12 protein-coding genes are annotated in these 17,906 nt (G+C 64.6%); 4 read left to right on the top strand and 8 right to left on the bottom strand.

Translation table 11 applies throughout. The features are described 5' to 3' along the window. Positions 1-19: 19 nt before the first annotated feature. From DKK67_RS16875 to DKK67_RS16850, 6 genes are read right to left on the bottom strand one after another with little or no spacing between them, the layout of a single operon-like run. The gene (locus DKK67_RS16875; RefSeq protein ID WP_111497687.1) at positions 20-1,786 is read right to left on the bottom strand and encodes a BatD family protein; all 1,767 of its coding nucleotides are present in this window, start codon (positions 1,784-1,786) and stop codon (positions 20-22) included. Next, positions 1,780-3,618, bottom strand: coding sequence for a vWA domain-containing protein (locus DKK67_RS16870; protein ID WP_111497686.1), 1,839 nt, complete (start codon positions 3,616-3,618; stop codon positions 1,780-1,782). The genes DKK67_RS16875 and DKK67_RS16870 overlap by 7 nt, the downstream gene beginning before the upstream one ends. Then, entirely contained in the window at positions 3,611-4,618 is a 1,008-nt protein-coding gene (locus DKK67_RS16865; RefSeq protein WP_111497685.1) for a VWA domain-containing protein, read from the bottom strand. The genes DKK67_RS16870 and DKK67_RS16865 overlap by 8 nt, the downstream gene beginning before the upstream one ends. After that, on the bottom strand, positions 4,612-5,097 hold the full coding sequence (locus DKK67_RS16860; protein ID WP_228160684.1) for a DUF4381 domain-containing protein: 486 nt from the start codon (positions 5,095-5,097) through the stop codon (positions 4,612-4,614). Before DKK67_RS16860 ends, DKK67_RS16865 begins: the two co-directional genes overlap by 7 nt. Before the next feature lie 21 nt (positions 5,098-5,118). Further along, complete coding sequence (locus DKK67_RS16855; RefSeq protein WP_111497683.1) at positions 5,119-6,063, bottom strand: DUF58 domain-containing protein; 945 nt, start codon at positions 6,061-6,063, stop codon at positions 5,119-5,121. Positions 6,064-6,067: 4 nt separating this feature from the next. After that, complete coding sequence (locus tag DKK67_RS16850) at positions 6,068-7,030, bottom strand: AAA family ATPase (protein ID WP_111497682.1); 963 nt, start codon at positions 7,028-7,030, stop codon at positions 6,068-6,070. 369 nt (positions 7,031-7,399) lie between these two features. On the opposite strand from DKK67_RS16850, the gene DKK67_RS16845 reads away from it, so the two are divergent. Together DKK67_RS16845 and can are read left to right on the top strand one after the other, a co-directional pair. Next, positions 7,400-12,286: an NAD-glutamate dehydrogenase gene (locus tag DKK67_RS16845; RefSeq protein WP_111497681.1), complete on the top strand. Its 4,887-nt coding sequence runs from the start codon at positions 7,400-7,402 to the stop codon at positions 12,284-12,286. Between the two features lie 164 nt (positions 12,287-12,450). Then, complete coding sequence (gene can / locus DKK67_RS16840; RefSeq protein ID WP_111497680.1) at positions 12,451-13,125, top strand: carbonate dehydratase; 675 nt, start codon at positions 12,451-12,453, stop codon at positions 13,123-13,125. Between the two features lie 12 nt (positions 13,126-13,137). Here the strand turns inward: can and DKK67_RS16835 are convergent, their stop codons facing one another. Both DKK67_RS16835 and DKK67_RS16830 read right to left on the bottom strand, forming a co-directional pair. Then, the gene (locus DKK67_RS16835) at positions 13,138-14,097 is read right to left on the bottom strand and encodes a GGDEF domain-containing protein (RefSeq protein WP_407657874.1); all 960 of its coding nucleotides are present in this window, start codon (positions 14,095-14,097) and stop codon (positions 13,138-13,140) included. Then, entirely contained in the window at positions 14,094-15,116 is a 1,023-nt protein-coding gene (locus tag DKK67_RS16830) for a response regulator (RefSeq protein WP_111497679.1), read from the bottom strand. The genes DKK67_RS16835 and DKK67_RS16830 overlap by 4 nt, the downstream gene beginning before the upstream one ends. 378 nt (positions 15,117-15,494) lie before the next feature. Between DKK67_RS16830 and DKK67_RS16825 the strand changes: the two genes are divergently transcribed. Both DKK67_RS16825 and sbcB read left to right on the top strand, forming a co-directional pair. Continuing rightward, complete coding sequence (locus DKK67_RS16825; RefSeq protein WP_111497928.1) at positions 15,495-16,361, top strand: hypothetical protein; 867 nt, start codon at positions 15,495-15,497, stop codon at positions 16,359-16,361. Positions 16,362-16,445: 84 nt separating this feature from the next. Further along, the gene (sbcB, locus tag DKK67_RS16820) at positions 16,446-17,897 is read left to right on the top strand and encodes an exodeoxyribonuclease I (RefSeq protein ID WP_111497678.1); all 1,452 of its coding nucleotides are present in this window, start codon (positions 16,446-16,448) and stop codon (positions 17,895-17,897) included. Positions 17,898-17,906: the final 9 nt, after the last annotated feature.

Genomic DNA, 17,906 nt, shown 5'->3' with positions numbered 1-17,906 from the left:
GAACTTATGTTAATGGGCGCTAGCTGCCGGCCCGGGACGCTTTCAGACCAGCAGGGTAGAGCGGTGCCAGGGCGTCCTTCTCCGGTCGGGCGGCGTGACTTTCCCGCAGGACTTCCAGGCGTTGCAGCAGCGCTTTCGAGTGCCATTCCCCGGTGCTCTGGTGATCGCTGTAAAGGCGTTCCTGCAATTTCTCCAGCTCTTCCCCCAATACCTCGTCCTGACTGAAACGAACCACATCCGCGGCACTGCGCAGATGCTGGTTGGCGAAGCGCCGGCGAGCCCAGCGCGGCAGCAGGCTCAGGGTTTGCGCGCTGCCTGCACCGGCGGCGCTTTGCAGGTCGGCGAACAGCACCGCCTCGGCCGCATCCGGCTGGCTGTCGACGGGCACGGTGCCTGTGTCCCGGCGCCGATTCAGCCACCAGAACAACAGGGTCAGCACCCAGCCGGTGCCCAGCGCCAGGGCCAGCCAGAACCACGTACGGTCAACGCTAGCGGTTACCGGTTGCGAGGGGGCGTTGTCGCTGGCCTCGTCGGCGGGCGCGCTGGCCGGTGCTGAGGTCTGCGCCGCGGTTTCCGGCGCCGGCGGTTGGCTCGGCACCTGGCCGGACGCGTTGGCGATGCTCAGCGTGCGGGCGGGAATCACCGCCACCCGCTGGCGGTCGTTCACCGTGTCCCACCAGGGCACGCGGATCTCCGGCAGGGTGATCTCGCCGGGTTTGATGGCCACCAGCGCCGTATTCTCGGTACGCGACGAGGTGACGGTGCGATCGTTGACGTCTGAGGTCATTTCCGCCTTGTCCGGATAGCTGCGCAGGCTGTCCGGGTAGTTCACGTCCATCGGTGGCAGCGCCGACCCCAAAAGCCCCAGGGCTTTCATGCGGATGGTACGGGTCACACTCTTGCCGGCTTCCAGCTGCTGGCTGGGATCGCTCCACTGGTCTTCCAGTTCGAGGCTGGTGGCGGGCAGCCAGGTGTCGCCGGTGAACTGGGCAGGAATGTCCTTGACGGGGATGTCTACCGGATTCGCCCGGTCGCGCAGGAAGTTGAGCTGGCCGCGGTCGTCCCGGGCCTGGCCGTTGAAGGTGATGCCGTCGATCGTCAGGTTGCCGGGTGTCTGCGGATAGATCACGTAGCGCCGCTCCACGACGCGGTAGCGCACGTTGTTGCGGATGCGGGCGTATTCCTGCTGCTCACCCATGGTTTCGATGATGGCGTCGCCGTGGTCGGGCTGGCTCAGGTCGCCACGGATCAGGTTACCGCGATAGAACAGGCGCACGGTCAGTACCAGTTGCTCCTGCACGTAGACGCTGTCCTTGTCGGTTTCCACTTCCACGAAGGCGGGCGGGGCATCACCGTCGGCGGAGGGGGCATCGCCGGGTTTGACGGTGATCGTCACCGGACTGGAGTGGGCGTCGCGAAAGGTGAGGGACGGAATCGTGAGCTGTCCGGTTGTCTTCGGAGCCAGTTCATAGATCCAGGTGATCACCGCCGTGGCGTCGCCGTTGACCGAGCGCAGGCTGTATTTCTGGTGCCGGCTGAGAATCTCGAAGTTCTGCTTGAGGGCGTCTTCGTCCGGCGAGGGCAGATCCGCATCGCCGATGTTGAAGAGCATGTCCAGGTCCATGGAGAAGGGCATCTCGCCCTGGACCCGCATGGTCAGTGTCTGGTTCTCGTGCAGGGTGTCGCGGTCCACGTGGATGTCCAGGGTGCCGGGTGCCGCCCATGCGCCGGACACGAAGCCGGTCAGGAGGATCAGAAGCAGGAGCGATGGGACGCTTCTTACCATGGTGTATCGCCTTCCATTTGTTGCTGGTTGCCGCGCTCACGGTACTGGTAGAGGAATTTGCGCCGCATCAGGCCGGACGGGTCGTCCGGGATGCGGCGCAGCCATTGTTCCTGGCTCTGGCTCAGCTGTGAGCGGTCTTCCGGTTCCGCTTCCCGCGCACTGGCGGACGCCTGTTCGCCGTCACCGGGCGAGCGTTGCCCCGGCGATGAGGGTTGCCGGGCGTCCTGAGCCTGCTGTTCATCGGACGATGCGGCGTCGCCGCTTTCGGACGACGGCTGCTGGCCGTTCTCTCCCTGGGGCTGTCCCTGCTGCCCGGCCTGGTCCGGCTGTTGACCGGGTGACTGGGAGCGGTTGCCCTGGGATGAATCCTGTTGCTGTTGGCCCTGGCCGGATTGGGATTGCTGGCCCTGGCCGTCCTGGTTCTGCTGCTGTTGTTGGTTTTGCTGTTTCCGCTGTTCCTGCTGGCGTTGCTGTTGCTCGAGCAGTTTCTTCACCAGGTCGCGGTTGTATTGGGCATCCGCGTTGTCCGGATCCTGCATCAGGGCCGTGTCGTACGCGTCGAGGGCGGCTTGCAGCTCGCCCTTGCGGGCCAGGGCGTTGCCCCGGTTGTAATGGGCATCGGCGCCGTCGCCCCGTTCGAACTGTTCGGCGGCACGGCCGTAATCCCCCGAGCGGTAGAGTGCGGAACCTTTCCACTGCGGGTCCTTGAACTTACCGGCCGCCACCGATGGATCCTCGGCGATCAGGGCTTCGCCGCGCTGGTCCGGGCGGGTCCAGAGATCGTTCCAGTCCATCGCCTGGGCCGGCTGGGGCAGCATCGGCAACAGCACCAGCGGGATCAGCAGCAGGGCACCTCGCCGCCACGCCAGCAAGGCCAGCGGTGCGGCGAGCCAGAGCAGCCAGTAGCCGTCGTCCTGCCAGCGGTCGACCAGTAGCTGGCGCTGGCTGTCGTGCCAGTCGTCGCTGTCTTCGGTGCGCAGTTCCAGTGAGCGGATGTCGCCATCGTCCAGGGTGATGGCGGAACTCCGGCCGCCGGTGGCATCGGCCAGGCTGGCCAGGCGTTCCGGGTTGGCCTTGGCGATCACCACCTGATCGCCGTCGCGGATAAAGCCGCGCTTGGGCAGCGGGATCGGACTGCCTTCGCGGGTGCCCACGACCAGGGTGCTGAGCGTGTAGTTCGTGCCCTGCAGGCTCTCGCGGATCGACTGCACGTCGCCGGGGCGCACCGAGTCCGCCACCAGCAACACGCGGCCGTCGCCCGGGGCGCCCTGGTCGAGAAGGGTTTCCGCCCGCTCCACACCGAGATCGGCGCGGTTGCCGCTGGCGGGCATCATGAACGGATCGAGCACGCCCAGCAGGCTCTCGATGGTGCGGCCGTCATCGGTCAGGGGGGTGACCACGTGAGCGTCGCCGGCGTAGACCACCAGGGCGGTAAAGCTGCCCTTGCGTTGTTCCAGGATGTCGCGGATCTTGCGTTTGGCCTGGGTCAGACGGTCCGGGTCCACGTCCTGCGCCAGCATCGACAGGGACAGGTCGAGCACGATCACCAGACTGTCGTTCTGTTGCATAAGTGGCGTGGGCGCCTGGCGCCAGCTGGGGCCGGCCAGGGCGATAGCGCAGACGATGACCAGCGCGCCCAGGGTTAGCCCCGGCCGACGCTGACGGCTCTGTTGTTCGACGGCTTCGCCCAGAAGCGGACGCAGCAGGGCATCGGGAATGATCCGCGCCCAGCCGCTCTGGCCCTGGTTACGGTGGCGCAACAGGAAGGGGATCAGCGGCAGCAGGATCAACAGCAGCAGCCACAGCGGCCGCAGGAAATGGAAGTCAGCCATGGCTCACCTCCGGCGTGCGGTGGCGCAGGTGGCTTCCGGCGGTGCCCAGAAGCAACAGGATGACGGCCAGACCGGCGGGCCACTGGAACAGGTCGGTGGTGGGCCGGTACTGCTTGCCCTCCAGCTCGATGGGCTCGAGCCGGTCGATGGTGTCGTAGATGGTCTCCAGCTCCGTGGTACTGCGGGCGCGGAAATACTCGCCGCCGGTCTGGCTGGCGATGCGTTTGAGCAGGTCTTCGTCCAGGTCCCGCGAGGGGTTGATCTTGCGGGTGCCGAGGAAGCCTCGCTGGATCATGGCTTCGGCGCCCATGCCGATGGTGTAGATGCGCACACCGGCCGCTGCGGCGATCTCGGCGGCCTTATCCGGGCTGACCTCGCCGGCGGTGTTGGCGCCGTCGGTGAGCAGTATCAGGACGCGCTGGTCCTGGGGCCGGTCGCGCAGGCGTTTGACCGCCAGGCCGATGGCGTCGCCAATGGCGGTAGCCCGGCCGGCCATGCCCAACCGGGCCTCCTGCAACAGGGTGCGGATGGTCTCGTGGTCGAACGACAGCGGCGCCTGGATATAGGGTTGGGTGCCGAACAACAGCAGGCCGAGACGGTCGCCCTCGCGGCGTTTGATGAATTCGTCCAGCACGGATTTGACCGCCGTCAGTCGGTTCACCTGGCGCTGGCCCAGCACCATATCCTCCTCTTCCATGCTGGGGGAAATGTCCACCGCCAGCAGCAGGTCACGACCGGTGACCGGCAGTTGCACCCCCTCGGCGACGTGTTGTGGACGAGCGACCGCGATCACCAGAAGCACCCAACTCAGCAACAGCAGCATCTTCTGCCACCGCGGTCGGGCATCGCCGCTGCGACTGACGCCGGGCAGACCGGTGATCCAGTGACCCACTGGCAGTGTCGGCGCGGCCACATCGTCGACGTGGCGTTGGCGGCGTCGCCACCACAGCAGCGGAATCAGGGCCAGCAGCAGGAGCCAGGGGTAGGCCAGGGTCAGCATTTCTGACCTCCCAGCCAGCGGGCGGCCAGGCTGTGCGCGGCTTGCGGATCAATCGCCGGTGACGGTGACCAGGCGGCCTCCACCAGGGCGTTCACAGCCTGAGGGTCCAGCTTCTTCTGCGTGTGGGTCAGGAAGTCACGCCACTGGGCGCCGCTCAGGGCGTGGGGGCGCTGTTCCGGATAGCGCTGGCGGGCGCAGCGTTTGAGCAGGGCATTGAGTTCGGTGAACCAGGTGGGGCTGGCTTCGGCCCGGGCGCCCAGTTGATCCAGTTCGGCCCGGGCGGCGCGCAGCCAGCGGTTGCGCTGATGGCGACGCCAGAGCCAGAACACCAGCGCGCCCACCAGCACCAGGATGAGCGCGGCGACGATCCACCAGCCCGGTGCCGGGGGCCAGAAACCGCCGGGCTCCGGCAGGTGGATATCGCGCAACTGGGCCAGGGGATCGCCCGAATTCATGGGATTGGATGTTGCCTGTGTCATGGGTTTCATCGAGAACTGCTGTCAGCCTATTCGTCCCCGCGGACCCAGCACCTGCTTGAGGGCCTGGGCCGGTGGTTGTCCGGTGTAGATGGGCGTTGCGCTGACGCCGGCGAGGCTGAAACAGCGCTCCACCTGGTATTCGTGTTCGGCCACCTTGGCTTCGAACGCGCGCCGGAAAGCGGTGTCACCGGCGTCGAACCAGAGCGGACCGTCCGGCCCGGCTACCGCGAAACGACCGCGTTCCGGCAGCGCCTGTTCCAGCGGGTCGATCACCCGCAGTGCCGTCACCGTGTTGTGGCGCGCCAGTTGGGCAATCAGCCCCGGGGTGTCGGCACTCAGGTTGATGAAGTCGCTGATCAGGAATACCCGGCTGCCGGTATGGGCGATACGCCGCGCCTCGCGCAGGGCCTCGTCCAGTTTACCCGGTTTGCCCAGATGGCTGGAGCCGTCCGACGACGGGGCGTGGTCGTCCTGGCGCTTGACCAGGCTGTCGAGCAGCTTGAGCACGGAGCGTCGGCGCCGGGCCGGTCGCAGTACGTCACACTGGTGATCGGAAAAGACGATGCCGCCCACCTGATCGCCGGCCTGTAAACCCAGCCAGGCGACCAGTCCGGCCGCCTGGGCCGCACGCACGCGCTTAAAGGCCCCTTCGCTGCCGAAATAGAGGGAGTCGCCCAGGTCGCAGATGATCAGCAGCGGACGCTCCCGTTCTTCTTCGTAAAGCTTGGTGTGGGGTGACTGCCGGCGCGCGGTGACGCGCCAGTCGATGCTGCGGATATCGTCGCCGGGCTGGTACAGGCGTACCTCCGAAAACACCATACCGCGGCCTTTCTGGCGCGAGCGGTTCACGCCCGCCTTGCGCACCGCCACCGGGCGGGTGCCGGGCATACGCAGGGCACGGGCGTCGGCCTGCAGCCGGATCAGCTCGGGCAGATCAATGCGGATCAGTGGAGACGCGTCGGCCATGGTGTCAGGCGGCCACCGGTACCCGGTCGATCAGGCGCTGGATGACGTCGTCCGGCGTGATGCCGTCGGCTTCCGCCTCGAACGTCAGCAGCACGCGGTGACGCAGCACGTCGAAGGCGACCGCACGCACGTCGTCGGGGCTGACGAAGTCCCGGCCTTCCAGCCAGGCCTTGGCGCGGGCGCAGCGATCCAGCGCGATGGTGCCGCGCGGGCTGGCGCCGAAGGCGATCCAGCGGGCCAGTTCCTCGTCCAGCGTCGCCGGCTGGCGTGTGGCCAGCACCAGCGCCACGAGGTAATCCTCCACCGCTTCGGCCATGAACAGCTCGTTGGCGTCGAGACGGGCCTGGAAGATGTCTTCGGCACGCAGGCGCAGGTCGGTCGGCGCCGGGCCCTGCTGGTAGTCGCGGCGGGCGAGGTGAAGGATGTCGCGCTCGGCGCCGGCGTCCGGATAGTCGATGATGACGTGCATCAGGAACCGGTCGAGCTGGGCTTCGGGCAGCGGGTAGGTGCCTTCCTGCTCGATCGGGTTCTGGGTCGCCATCACCAGGAACAGGCGATCCAGGGGAAACGTCTTCATGCCGACACTGACCTGGCGCTCGCCCATGGCTTCGAGCAGGGCGGACTGGACTTTCGCCGGCGCGCGGTTGATCTCATCGGCCAGCACCAGGTTGTGGAAGATGGGGCCTTTCTGGAATTCGAACAGGCCGGTCTCGGCCCGGTAGATCTCGCTGCCGGTGACGTCCGAGGGCAGCAGGTCGGGCGTGAACTGGATGCGATGAAAGTCGCCTTCGATGTGGTCCGAGAGCGTCTTGATGGCCGTGGTCTTGGCCAGGCCCGGGGCCCCTTCCACCAGCAGGTGGCCGTCGGCGAGGAGAGCAATCAGCAGGCGATCCACCAGTTTTTCCTGCCCAATGATCCTTTTCGCTAATTGGGATCGCAGATCCCCGAATATACGCTGCACACTCATTGCACTTTCGAACCTTCCGTTTTGACTTTCGATCCGGGACCTATGGGCGACCGATCCGGGACGTGAGGGCGATCCGCGCCCTGCGGGGCAGGAGAGCCAATCAACGTGATGTCGTCGACTCGTGCAGTCGCGGTGGGGTACCGGCATGGGCCGGGTCCGTATTCACCACAATCGCCGTAGGGGCCCAGTGTTTGTAACCTACCAGCAAAAATCAAGGGTTTGACTATGCTTGTGAAAAGATCCGCTTGTGGCGGTAGCCGCGTGCGGACATATCCCGCTAGCTGTCATGGCCTTGTCGGGGAACCCTGTCTCTGACAGGACTCCGCCTCATTTGTTTATTAACATTAATTCAGAAAGTTGGGGTAGCACATGAACGCGCTGACGGTAACCAGCAAGGATCAGTTCCATGACCTGCTGGCCGAAGCCTTTGCCGAGAAAATCAACAAGACTGAAGCGAAGAAGATCAGTGAATTTGCAGTTCAACATTTATCCCACTTACCGCTGAACGAACTGGTGTCGAGGCGGTTTGCGGATGTCTACGGGTCGGTTCTCGCCGCCTGGCAGTTCATCAAGAAACGCGGCGCCAGCGAAACGCCTGTGTCGGTCTTCAATCCGGATCTGGAAAGCGACGGCTGGCAATCGACCCATTCGGTCATATTCATACTGCATCCGAACATCCCTTTCCTGATCGACTCCATCCGCATCGCGATCAACCAGCGCGAAATCGGTACCCACACCCTCTACCACTCCATCCTCCAGGTCGAACGCGACCGCACCGGCAAGCTCAAGAAGATCCACGACCGCGACAGCCAACCGGGAAAGGCCAAGACCAGCTACGAAGCGATGATCGTGCTGGAGATCGACCGCCACAGTGACCCGGAAGACCTGCGTGTCCTGGAGCAGGAACTGCAGAGTGTGCTTGAGGAAGTGCGCATCGCGGTGGACGATTTCCCGAAGATGAAGGACAAGTCCGCCCAGATCCTCAAGGAGCTGGATAACTGCAAGGCCAAGGTCAGCGCCGAGAACGTCAAGGAAGCGCACCGTTTCCTGGAATGGCTGGGCGACGACCACTTCACCTTCCTGGGGTATGACGAGTACGACTTCGTCAAGGAGAAGGACGGCAGCATCCTGGTGACCCAGGTGCCGGATTCCGAGATGGGGATCCTGCGGGTCCACAACGAACGTCCGGCCAAGGTGCGTCTCGACGAGCTGCCCCAGCGTACGCGCACGGAGATGACCCGCACCGACGACATCTTCATCTTCGCCAAGTCGGCGCAGCGGTCGCGAGTGCACCGGCCGGCCTATCCCGACTACATCGCGGTGAAGAAATTCAACGCCAAGGGCGAGGTGATCGGCGAGCGCCGTTTCCTTGGCCTTTACACCTCGCGGGTCTACCAGGAGCGTCCGGATCAGATCCCGCTGCTGCGCCGCAAGATCGCCGAGGTCATCGAGCGCTCCGGCTTCCTGCGCGACGACTACGCGGGCAAGGAGCTGGACCAGATCCTGACGGTTTACCCCCGCGACGAGCTGTTCCAGATCGAGCCGGGCGAGCTCTACAACGTGGCGCTGGATATCCTCTACATTCAGGAACGCCGCATGATCAAGGTATTCATGCGTGAGGATGTGTACGGCCAGTTCGTCACCTGCCTGGCGTTCTTCCCGCGGGATATCTACAACACCGAGCTGCGCCTGAGCGTGGAGCAGGTGCTGATGGAGCGGCTGGGTGCCGAGGACATCGAGTTCGTCACCCATTTCTCCGAGTCGGTACTGGCGCGGGTGCAGTTCACCATCCGTGTGCCGCAGGTGGAGAACCGCCAGCTGCCGGTGGCCGAGATCCAGGAAAGCGTGCTGGCGCTGGCCCAGTCCTGGCGCGACGGCTTGTCCGAAGCGCTCTACGAGACTCACGGCGAGGAACGCGGCAACGAGCTGATCCGCCTCTACCGCAACGCTTTCCCCGGCAGCTACCGGGACATGTTCTCGCCGCGCCGGGCCGCCATCGACCTGGACCACATCACTGAGTCGGCCGGCAACGACCGCGTGGAGATGAGTTTCTACCGGGCGCTGGAGGAAGAGGAAAGCACGGTCCACTTCAAACTGTTCGCGCCGGACAGGCAGCTGCCGCTGTCGGATGTGCTGCCGATCTTCCACAACCTCGGTTTCCGGGTGCTGGGCGAGCACCCCTTCGAGGTGGTGGATCGCAGCGGCAAGGCGGTATGGATCCATGACTTCACCCTGCAGGCCCGGTCCGGCAAGGCGGTGGACATCCACCGCATCCGGCCGATCTTTGAAGACCTGTTCCGCCGCGTCTGGTATGGCCAGGCGGAGAACGACACCTTCAACCGGCTGGTCCTGGCCTGCTACCTGGACTGGCGCCAGATTGCCATGCTCCGGGCCTACGCCCGCTACATGCGTCAGATCCGCATCTCCAACAGTCAGACCTTCATCGCCAACACGCTGGTCAATCACGTGTCCCTGGCGCAGCTGCTGCTGGATTTCTTCGCGGTGCGTTTCGATCCGGAACGTTTCCAGAGCAGCGGCAAGAGCGCGGCCGCCCAGCAGAAGCTGGAGCTGGAATTCAACGCCGGCCTGGACGACGTGGAGAACCTGAGCGAGGACCGGGTGCTGCGCCTGTACCTGGACCTGATCAAGGCGACCCAGCGCACCAACTACTTCCAGTTGGACGAGAATGGCGGCCACAAGCCTTACGTCAGCTACAAGTTCCGTCCGTCCGAGATTCCCGACATGCCGCTGCCGCGGCCGATGTTCGAGATCTTCGTGTACTCGCCGCGGGTGGAAGGTGTGCACCTGCGCGGCGGCAAGGTAGCGCGCGGCGGTCTGCGCTGGTCGGACCGTTTCGAGGACTACCGTACCGAGATCCTGGGGCTGGTCAAGGCGCAGCAGGTCAAGAACGCGGTCATCGTGCCGGTGGGCGCCAAGGGTGGTTTCGTGGCCAAACAGCTGCCCAATGGCGGTGATCGCGACGCCTTCCAGCGCGAAGGCATCGAAGCGTACAAGACCTTCGTGCGCGGCCTGCTGGATGTGACCGACAATCTGGTGGACGGCGCCATCAAGCCGCCAACCAGCGTCATCCGCCACGACGAGGACGATCATTACCTGGTGGTCGCGGCGGACAAGGGCACCGCCACCTTCTCCGACATCGCCAACGGCCTGTCGGCGGAATACGACTTCTGGCTCGGTGATGCCTTTGCTTCGGGCGGCAGCCAGGGTTACGACCACAAGAAGATGGGCATCACCGCCAAGGGCGCCTGGGTATCCGTGGAGCGGCATTTCCGCGAGCTGGGCATCAACCCGGCCAGGGATGACTTCTCGGTGATCGGTATCGGCGACATGGGCGGTGACGTCTTCGGCAACGGCCTGCTGCGTTCCGAGCACGCCAAGCTGATTGCGGCGTTCAACCACCTGCACATCTTCGTTGACCCGACGCCGGATCCCAGGGCCAGCTTCGAGGAGCGCCAGCGCCTGTTCGAGATGCCGCGCTCCAGCTGGACCGACTACAACGCCGACCTGATCTCCAAGGGCGGCGGGGTGTTCAACCGCAGCGCCAAATCGATTCCGGTCAGCGCGGAAATGAAGAAGCTGTTCAACATCAAGTCGGACCGCGTGCCGCCCAACATGCTGATCAGCCATATCCTCAAGGCCCAGGCGGATCTGCTGTGGTTCGGCGGTATCGGCACCTACGTCAAGGGCTCGAAGGAGACCCATGCCGATGTGGGGGACAAGGCCAACGACGGCCTGCGCGTGGACGGCCGCGAAGTGCGCGCCAAGGTGGTCGGCGAGGGCGGCAACCTGGGCATGACCCAGCTCGGTCGCATCGAGTTCGGTCTTAACGGCGGGCGTTTGAACACGGACTTCATCGACAACGCGGGTGGGGTGGATTGCTCCGACCACGAGGTCAACATGAAGATCCTGCTCAACCGTGTGGTGGCGGCCGGCGACCTGACCGAGAAGCAGCGCAACAACATGCTTGAGAAGATGACCGACGACGTGTCCGATCTCGTGCTGCTGAACAACTACCGCCAGACCCAGGCGATCAGTATCGCCAACACCGAGGCGATCACCCGCCTGGAGGAATACCGCCGGCTGATGATCAACTTCGAGACCGCGGGCAAACTCAACCGCGAGCTGGAGTTCCTGCCTGACGAGGAGACCCTGGCGGAGCGCAAGCTGAACAAGCGCGGCCTGACCCGGCCCGAGCTGTCGGTGCTGATCTCCTACGTCAAGGGCGACCTCAAGCAGTTGCTGATCGACAGCGAGCTGCCGGACGAGCCGTTGCTGGCCAAGGAGATGAACAAGGTCTTCCCGGAGCAACTGATCAAAAAGTTCGGCAAGGAATTGGGCGAGCACCAGCTGCGGCGTGAAATCATCGCCACCCAGATCGCCAACGACATGGTCAACCACATGGGCATCACCTTTGTGGACCGGATGGCCCAGTCCACCGGCGCGTCGGTGTCGGCCATCGCCATGGCCTGGATCATCGCCCGTGATGTGTTCCGCTTCGACGAGTGGTGGAACAAGATCGAATCGCTGGACTTCAAGGTGCCGGCGGAACTGCAGCTGGAACTGATGAACGAGCTGATCCGCCTGATCCGCCGTTCCGTGCGCTGGCTGTTGCGCAACCGTCGCAGCGAGCTGAACATCCAGACCCACATGGACCGCTTCGCCGCGGCGCTGTCCGACATCATCGGCCAGATGCCGGAATACCTGGGCACGGAGTCCGGTACGGCCTGGCGCAAGCAGTTCGACGCGCTGGTGGCCAAGGATATTCCCGAGGATGTGGCCGGTGTCGTGGCCGGGGCGTCGTACCTGTACTCGGCGTTGGGCATCATCGAGGCCCACGAGACAACCCAGGTGCCGCTCAAGCAGGTGGCCAACCTGTACTACACCCTGGGCGAACAGCTGGACCTCAACTGGTTTGCCGGCGCGGTGGCCAAGCTGTCGCCGTCCTCCCACTGGGAGGCCTTGGCACGGGAGAGCTTCCGCGAAGACCTGGACTGGCAGCAGCGCGCGCTGACCACCGGCGTGCTGCGCATCAGCGGCAAGGAAGGGGACATCGAGCAGGCCATCGAGGAATGGGCCGATCGGCACAAGCCGATGGTCCAGCGCTGGCACGCGATGCTGTCGGAACTGCGCAGCGCCCGGGAGCCGGAGTACGCCATGTTCTCCGTCGCCCTGCGCGAGCTCCTGGACCTGGCGCAGTCGTCCCTGCACACGCCGCTGGAGACGGCTAACCCGTAAGTCCAGTTGAACCGGAACGGGATTTGCCGTTCAATTTAAGGCGCTATCGTTCTCGCGGTAGCGCCTTTTTTGTGCCCGGGTGTTTTTCGGGCGGTTCAGGAAATCGGCCGCCCGCGTGTTATAAACACCCGCTTCGAGAACCTATCCACATCGAGAAGGGAACCATGCGACGGCTGAACCACCTCTTTGAAAGCAACCGCGACTGGGCGGATAAGATCAAGCAGGAAGACCCACAGTTCTTCGAGCGACTGTCCAACCAGCAGGCTCCCGAATACCTCTGGATCGGCTGCGCCGACAGCCGTGTGCCTGCCAACCAGATCGTAGATCTGATGCCCGGTGACCTGTTCGTGCATCGCAACGTCGCCAACGTGGTGGTGCACACCGACTTCAACTGCCTGTCGGTGCTGCAGTTCGCCGTGGAAGTGCTGAAGGTCAAGCACATCATGGTGGTGGGCCACTATGGCTGCGGCGGTGTAAAGGCGGCGCTGAAGAACGAAGGCAAGGGCCTGATCGCCAACTGGTTGCGCCACGTGCAGGACGTGCGCGACGAGTACAGCCCGATCCTGGAGAAACTGTCCGACGAGAGCGAGCAGGTGGACCGCCTGTGCGAGCTGAACGCCATGGCCCAGGTGCGTCACGTGTGCCAGACCAGCATCGTCCAGGACGCCTGGGAACGCGGCCAGGAACTCTCCGTGCACGGCTGGGTATACGACGTGGCCGACGGCCTGCTGCGTGATCTGGGGCTGTGCATCACAAACAATGAAGAGCGCGAGGAAATCTACGAGCAGAGTATCCAGGGGCTGGTCTCCCGCCCGGTGCGTTCGCTCAGCGCCAAATAAGGCGGCGCCCGCTCACTGCCCGGCGACCCGGATCTGGTTCCGGCCGCCGGTTTTTGCCGCGTAGAGCGCCGTATCGGCGCGCTCGATCCACTCCCGGGCGCTGTCGATATCCTCGGTCATCGATGCCAGTCCCATGCTGATGGTGCACTGGATTCGCGCCGAGCCGACGTCCACGGTGGTGGTCTCGATGGTGCGGCGGATGCGCTCGCACAACACCACCGCGCCGTCGATCGGCGTTTCCGGCAGCACGATGGCGTATTCCTCGCCGCCGTAGCGGCCGGCCAGGTCGGCATGGCGCAGGTTGGCCTTGAGGATCTGGGCCGTGCGCCGGATCACCTCGTCCCCGGTGACGTGGCCGTAGGTGTCGTTCACCGACTTGAAGCGGTCAATGTCGAACATCACCAGCACCGATTCGTTGCCGTAGCGGCAGCAGCGTCCGTATTCCGCTTCCAGCAGGTTTTCCCACGTATTGCGGTTGAGCAGCCCGGTCAGGCCGTCGGTTTCACTGAGGCGGCTGAGTTGGTCGTTGGCCCGTTCCAGAGCCAGCTTGCCGGCGGCCATGTCGGTCACGTCGTAAATCATCAGGCAGTACATCTGCACCGATCCGTCGCTGCCGCACAGGGGGCTGATGGTCAGGTTCTGGTACATGTACGGCGCCGTGCCCGTGATCGGGCGGGTGTTGCGGAAGTGGAACAGGTAGGGGCGCTGCTCCCAGGTGGTGAAGGCGCGGGTGCGCAACAGGCGCACCGACTCCAGCTTGCGTCGCAGCCAGGGCTCGGGCAGATCGGGGAAGATCTCGAACAGGTTGCGGCCCTTGATGCGGCTGGCGGTAATCTCGCTGTGGTTCTCCATGAACCCGTTCCACACGTGCACGCCGTAGTCGTGGTCGAGGACCACCAGGCCCACTTCCACGGTTTCCAGCATGTCCATCAGCCAGTGGAATTCCTGCAGGTCTTCGGGTTTGGCCATCATCGGGACGCCTTCGCTCCGTGGATGGCGGTCTCGAGTCGGGGCAGGGAATCCCCGGTCAGCAGGATCAGCAGGTCGCAGACCACGTTGTAATCCTCTATCGCGTAATTGATTTCGACGCACAGCAGTTGCTGGTCCCGGGCCTGGTGATATTCCAGAAGATCGCCGATCTGGCGGTGCTGGCCCAGCACGACCGGGTGGCTGAGGCCCAGGTTCAGATCCAGCTGCTCGCCCAGCCCCCGCAGGAAGGCGCCGAACAGGATGCTGGAGAGGTCCATCAGGACTTCCACTTCCAGCGCGTTGCGGTCGTCTTCCTCGTAACCCAGCAGGCGGGTCATGTCATTGAAGCTGGCGTCGGAGAACAGCAGCAGCGCTTCGCCGGCAATACCGCCGCCATTGAATCCCTGGCACACCGCCGAATAGGCGTCACGCTCGTCCACCGCGCCCAGCGCCATGGCCAGTTCGCTCTGCGCCAGCATGTCCACCCGCGGTACCGGCAGTTTGACGAACACGTTGAGCAGCCGGGCCAGCAGATCGGCGGCCTGGCCCATGGCGATGTTGGCCAGCTCCTGCAGGTGCCCGAACAGGTTTTCCTCGCCGGTATCGTCCGCCGTGGCCCGTTCGACAGCGGTGGTTTCCGTGGCGGCTTCGGCGGGGGAGATCAGGCCGTAGTCGGCCAGGATGTCGCGGATCTCGGCGGCGTCGGTGGGCTTGCGGATGAAATCCATGGCGCCCAGGTTGAGCACCCGGCGCCGGGCCTCCGGCTGGATGTCGCCGGACACCACGATGGTCATCACCGGCCGGTCTTCCCGGGCGATGGCCTCCAGCACGGCGTAGCCGTCCAGCACCGGCATGGTGAGATCCAGGAACAGTAGATCGCATCGATCCTGGCGAATCAGCCCGAGGGCCTGTTCGCCATCTTCGGCAAACGCCAGATCCGTGACCGCCGCCGAAGGCAGGGCGTCGGCCATCTGCTTGCGCGCCATGGCGGAGTCGTCACAGATGAGGACTCGATAGCTCATGCGATCTAACCCGTCGGGAAAGGAGTGTCGCCAGTGCTGAATTGTTATCTGTAATCAACGACCGAATTGGCACCGGACTTGAGCGTGCCGATCGGATAACCGGCACAGGCGAAAGGAAGTGATGATGCCCTAATCACTGTTTCTTTTGTTGTCCCAAATGTAATTTATTGTAAGAGATTCATCACAGATTCAGGATTGCCTTGTCGGGCCATTGGCCCGATGTGACATCTCTCACTGTCCCGCCGGGTTTGCCCGCCTATAGTCCCGATCGCAAGCAAGAAAAAGCCCCGGGTAACGCGCCCAATTCAACAACAAGAATCGACGGGCGTGGCGGTTGCCGATCAGGGGCGGACGCTCAACGACACAGAGACCATCAACATGAACAGGGAAACGCGTGCACGCGTGGCCCCGGCACTGCTCGGCCTGATGCTGGCCGGGACGGTGGATGCGGAGCTGCGGCCCATTTCCGAACAGGAAATGGAGCAGGTTCGGGGGCAGGGCATGATCGCCGTGGATCTGGGCGGGAGCGCGGCCAACCGCACCACCCGAATCACGCTGGGGCTGGATGCGGAGGTGCAGACCAACATCGCATCGCTGGCCTTCGGTGACACCGGCGACGGCACCGACGTGCTGATCGACCAGCTCTCCCTCGGCCACATCGCCACCGACGCCAATCGGGTCCAGATCGACGGCCAGACCTACGCCGTCGACGAGATCGTGCCCTTCGTCGGCCGTGATCCGTACATCGAGCTGGCGGAGGAGAACGGCGAGGTCATCGGCTTCCGGGTCGGCTTTAATCAAGCGCGCGGGACGTTGTCGGGCGATATCGAGAGTTTCTCCGGCCACCTCGGCATCCAGCTCGAAGACGCGGACGGCAACGTCTCCGCCGCGCAACTGTTCGACGCCGACGGCAACGCCACCCAGACCCGCGCGACCGACATCGGCCTGGCGGACGCCGCCACCGACTGCGCCACGAACACCCAGTGCGCGCCCCTGACCAACCTGCAGACCCTCGATGTGGGCAAGGGCAACGGCGACGGCACCACCGGCTTCACCGACGACCTGTTCATCGCCTTCCAGAAACAGGCGGTGCAGTGGCAGGATGGCACCGGCGGTGCGATCGATGCGGCAGCGGGCGTCTTCCTCAACGTGCCCACCGCCATGCAGTTGGATCTGCAGACCTTGCAGAACGGGATTCCCCGGGCGAGGACCGAGTACATCGACCGTGGTTTAGGACTTTTCTAAAAGAAGCCTGCCTACTGATCCCCCCCGGCGGCTCTGCTACACTCGGCCACCAAACTGGCAGAACCCCGCAGAGGTCCGGACACTGTGATCAAGAGCTTTTACTGGCACGACTACGAAACCTTCGGCGCCGACCCGATCCACGATCGGCCCTCCCAGTTTGCCGGAGTCCGGACCGACGCCGACCTCAACATCATCGAGGACCCGCTGGTCATCTACTGCAAGCCGACCGAGGACTACGTGCCCGATCCGGTGGCCTGCCTGATCACCGGCATCACGCCCCAGCAGGCGCAGGCCGAAGGCTATCCGGAAGCCGAGTTCATCGACATGATCCACGAGGCCTTCAGCCAGCCGGGCACCTGCGCCGTGGGCTATAACAGCCTGCGCTTCGACGACGAGGTCACCCGCCACACCCTGTACCGCAACCTGCGTGATCCCTACGCTCGGGAGTGGCAGAACGGCAATTCCCGCTGGGACATCATCGACATGGTGCGGCTGACCTACGCCCTGCGCCCGGAAGGCATCAACTGGCCCAAGAAGGAAGACGGCTCGCCCAGCTTCCGCCTGGAGGAACTGACCGCCGCCAACGGCATCGCCCACGAGGCCGCCCACGACGCCATGTCGGACGTGGAAGCCACCATCGCCATGGCCCGGCTGATCAAGGAGAAGCAGCCCAAGCTGTTCGAGTACGTGCTGGAGCACAAGGACAAGCACTCCGCCCGCTCCATGCTCGACCTGGCCACCATGAAGCCGGTGTTCCATGTCTCCAGCAAGTATCCGGCGTCCATCGGCTGTTGCGCCATGGTGGCGCCGGTGGCCCAGCATCCGGTCAACAAGAACGCGGTGATCGTCTACGACCTGCGCCACGATCCCGCCGAGCTGGTGGGGGCCGACGCCGACGAGATTCGCCGCCGGGTGTTCTCGTCCCAGGCGGATCTGGGCGAAGGCGAGGAACGCTTCGCGCTCAAGGCGGTGCACCTGAACAAGTGCCCGATCCTGGCGCCGGGCGCCATGCTCAAGTCCCTCACGCCCGAGCGCCTGGGCGAGCTGCAGCTGGACGGCGACGTGCTGCGCACCAACCTGCAGAAACTGCGCAACGCGCCGGGCATCGCCGAGACCATCGCCAACGCCTTCGCTCCACAGGACGATGGCCCCGGCGACCTTACCGATCCGGACGAACAGCTCTACGCCGGCGGGTTCCTGCCCCCGGCGGACCGCAAGCGCCTGGAGCAGCTGCTCAAGCAGCCGGTTGAGGTGATGGGCGAGGAAGTGCCTACTTTCGACGACCCGCGCCTGCCGGAAATGGTCTTCCGCTATCGTGCCCGCAATTTCCCGCATACGCTCGATCCCGAGGAGCAGGAACGCTGGGAACAGTTCCGTCAGCAACGCCTGATGCAGCCCAAGGCCGGCTGGCGCTCCCTGGAAGGCTTCTTTGCCGATATCCAGCAGCGGGTGCAGTCGCCGGACATCTCAGACCGCGACCGGCACTTGCTGGAAGAGTTGGCGCTGTACGGGGAGTCGATCATTCCGTACGTTTGAACCGCCTCC

This window comes from Marinobacter bohaiensis, assembly GCF_003258515.1.
In the GTDB taxonomy this organism is placed as follows: domain Bacteria; phylum Pseudomonadota; class Gammaproteobacteria; order Pseudomonadales; family Oleiphilaceae; genus Marinobacter_A; species Marinobacter_A bohaiensis.
This window is presented reverse-complemented; position numbering and strand designations above follow the sequence as displayed.

Excerpts from the sequence above, each read along its gene's own strand:
- DKK67_RS16860 (WP_228160684.1), bottom strand. The coding sequence starts at position 5,097 with ATGACACAGGCAACATCCAATCCCATGAATTCGGGCGATCCCCTGGCC.
- DKK67_RS16875 (WP_111497687.1), bottom strand. The coding sequence starts at position 1,786 with ATGGTAAGAAGCGTCCCATCGCTCCTGCTTCTGATCCTCCTGACCGGC.
- DKK67_RS16855 (WP_111497683.1), bottom strand. The coding sequence starts at position 6,063 with ATGGCCGACGCGTCTCCACTGATCCGCATTGATCTGCCCGAGCTGATC.
- DKK67_RS16845 (WP_111497681.1), top strand. The coding sequence starts at position 7,400 with ATGAACGCGCTGACGGTAACCAGCAAGGATCAGTTCCATGACCTGCTG.
- DKK67_RS16870 (WP_111497686.1), bottom strand. The coding sequence starts at position 3,618 with ATGGCTGACTTCCATTTCCTGCGGCCGCTGTGGCTGCTGCTGTTGATC.
- DKK67_RS16835 (WP_407657874.1), bottom strand. The coding sequence starts at position 14,097 with ATGATGGCCAAACCCGAAGACCTGCAGGAATTCCACTGGCTGATGGAC.
- DKK67_RS16865 (WP_111497685.1), bottom strand. The coding sequence starts at position 4,618 with ATGCTGACCCTGGCCTACCCCTGGCTCCTGCTGCTGGCCCTGATTCCG.
- DKK67_RS16830 (WP_111497679.1), bottom strand. The coding sequence starts at position 15,116 with ATGAGCTATCGAGTCCTCATCTGTGACGACTCCGCCATGGCGCGCAAG.
- DKK67_RS16850 (WP_111497682.1), bottom strand. The coding sequence starts at position 7,030 with ATGAGTGTGCAGCGTATATTCGGGGATCTGCGATCCCAATTAGCGAAA.
- DKK67_RS16825 (WP_111497928.1), top strand. The coding sequence starts at position 15,495 with ATGAACAGGGAAACGCGTGCACGCGTGGCCCCGGCACTGCTCGGCCTG.
- can (WP_111497680.1), top strand. The coding sequence starts at position 12,451 with ATGCGACGGCTGAACCACCTCTTTGAAAGCAACCGCGACTGGGCGGAT.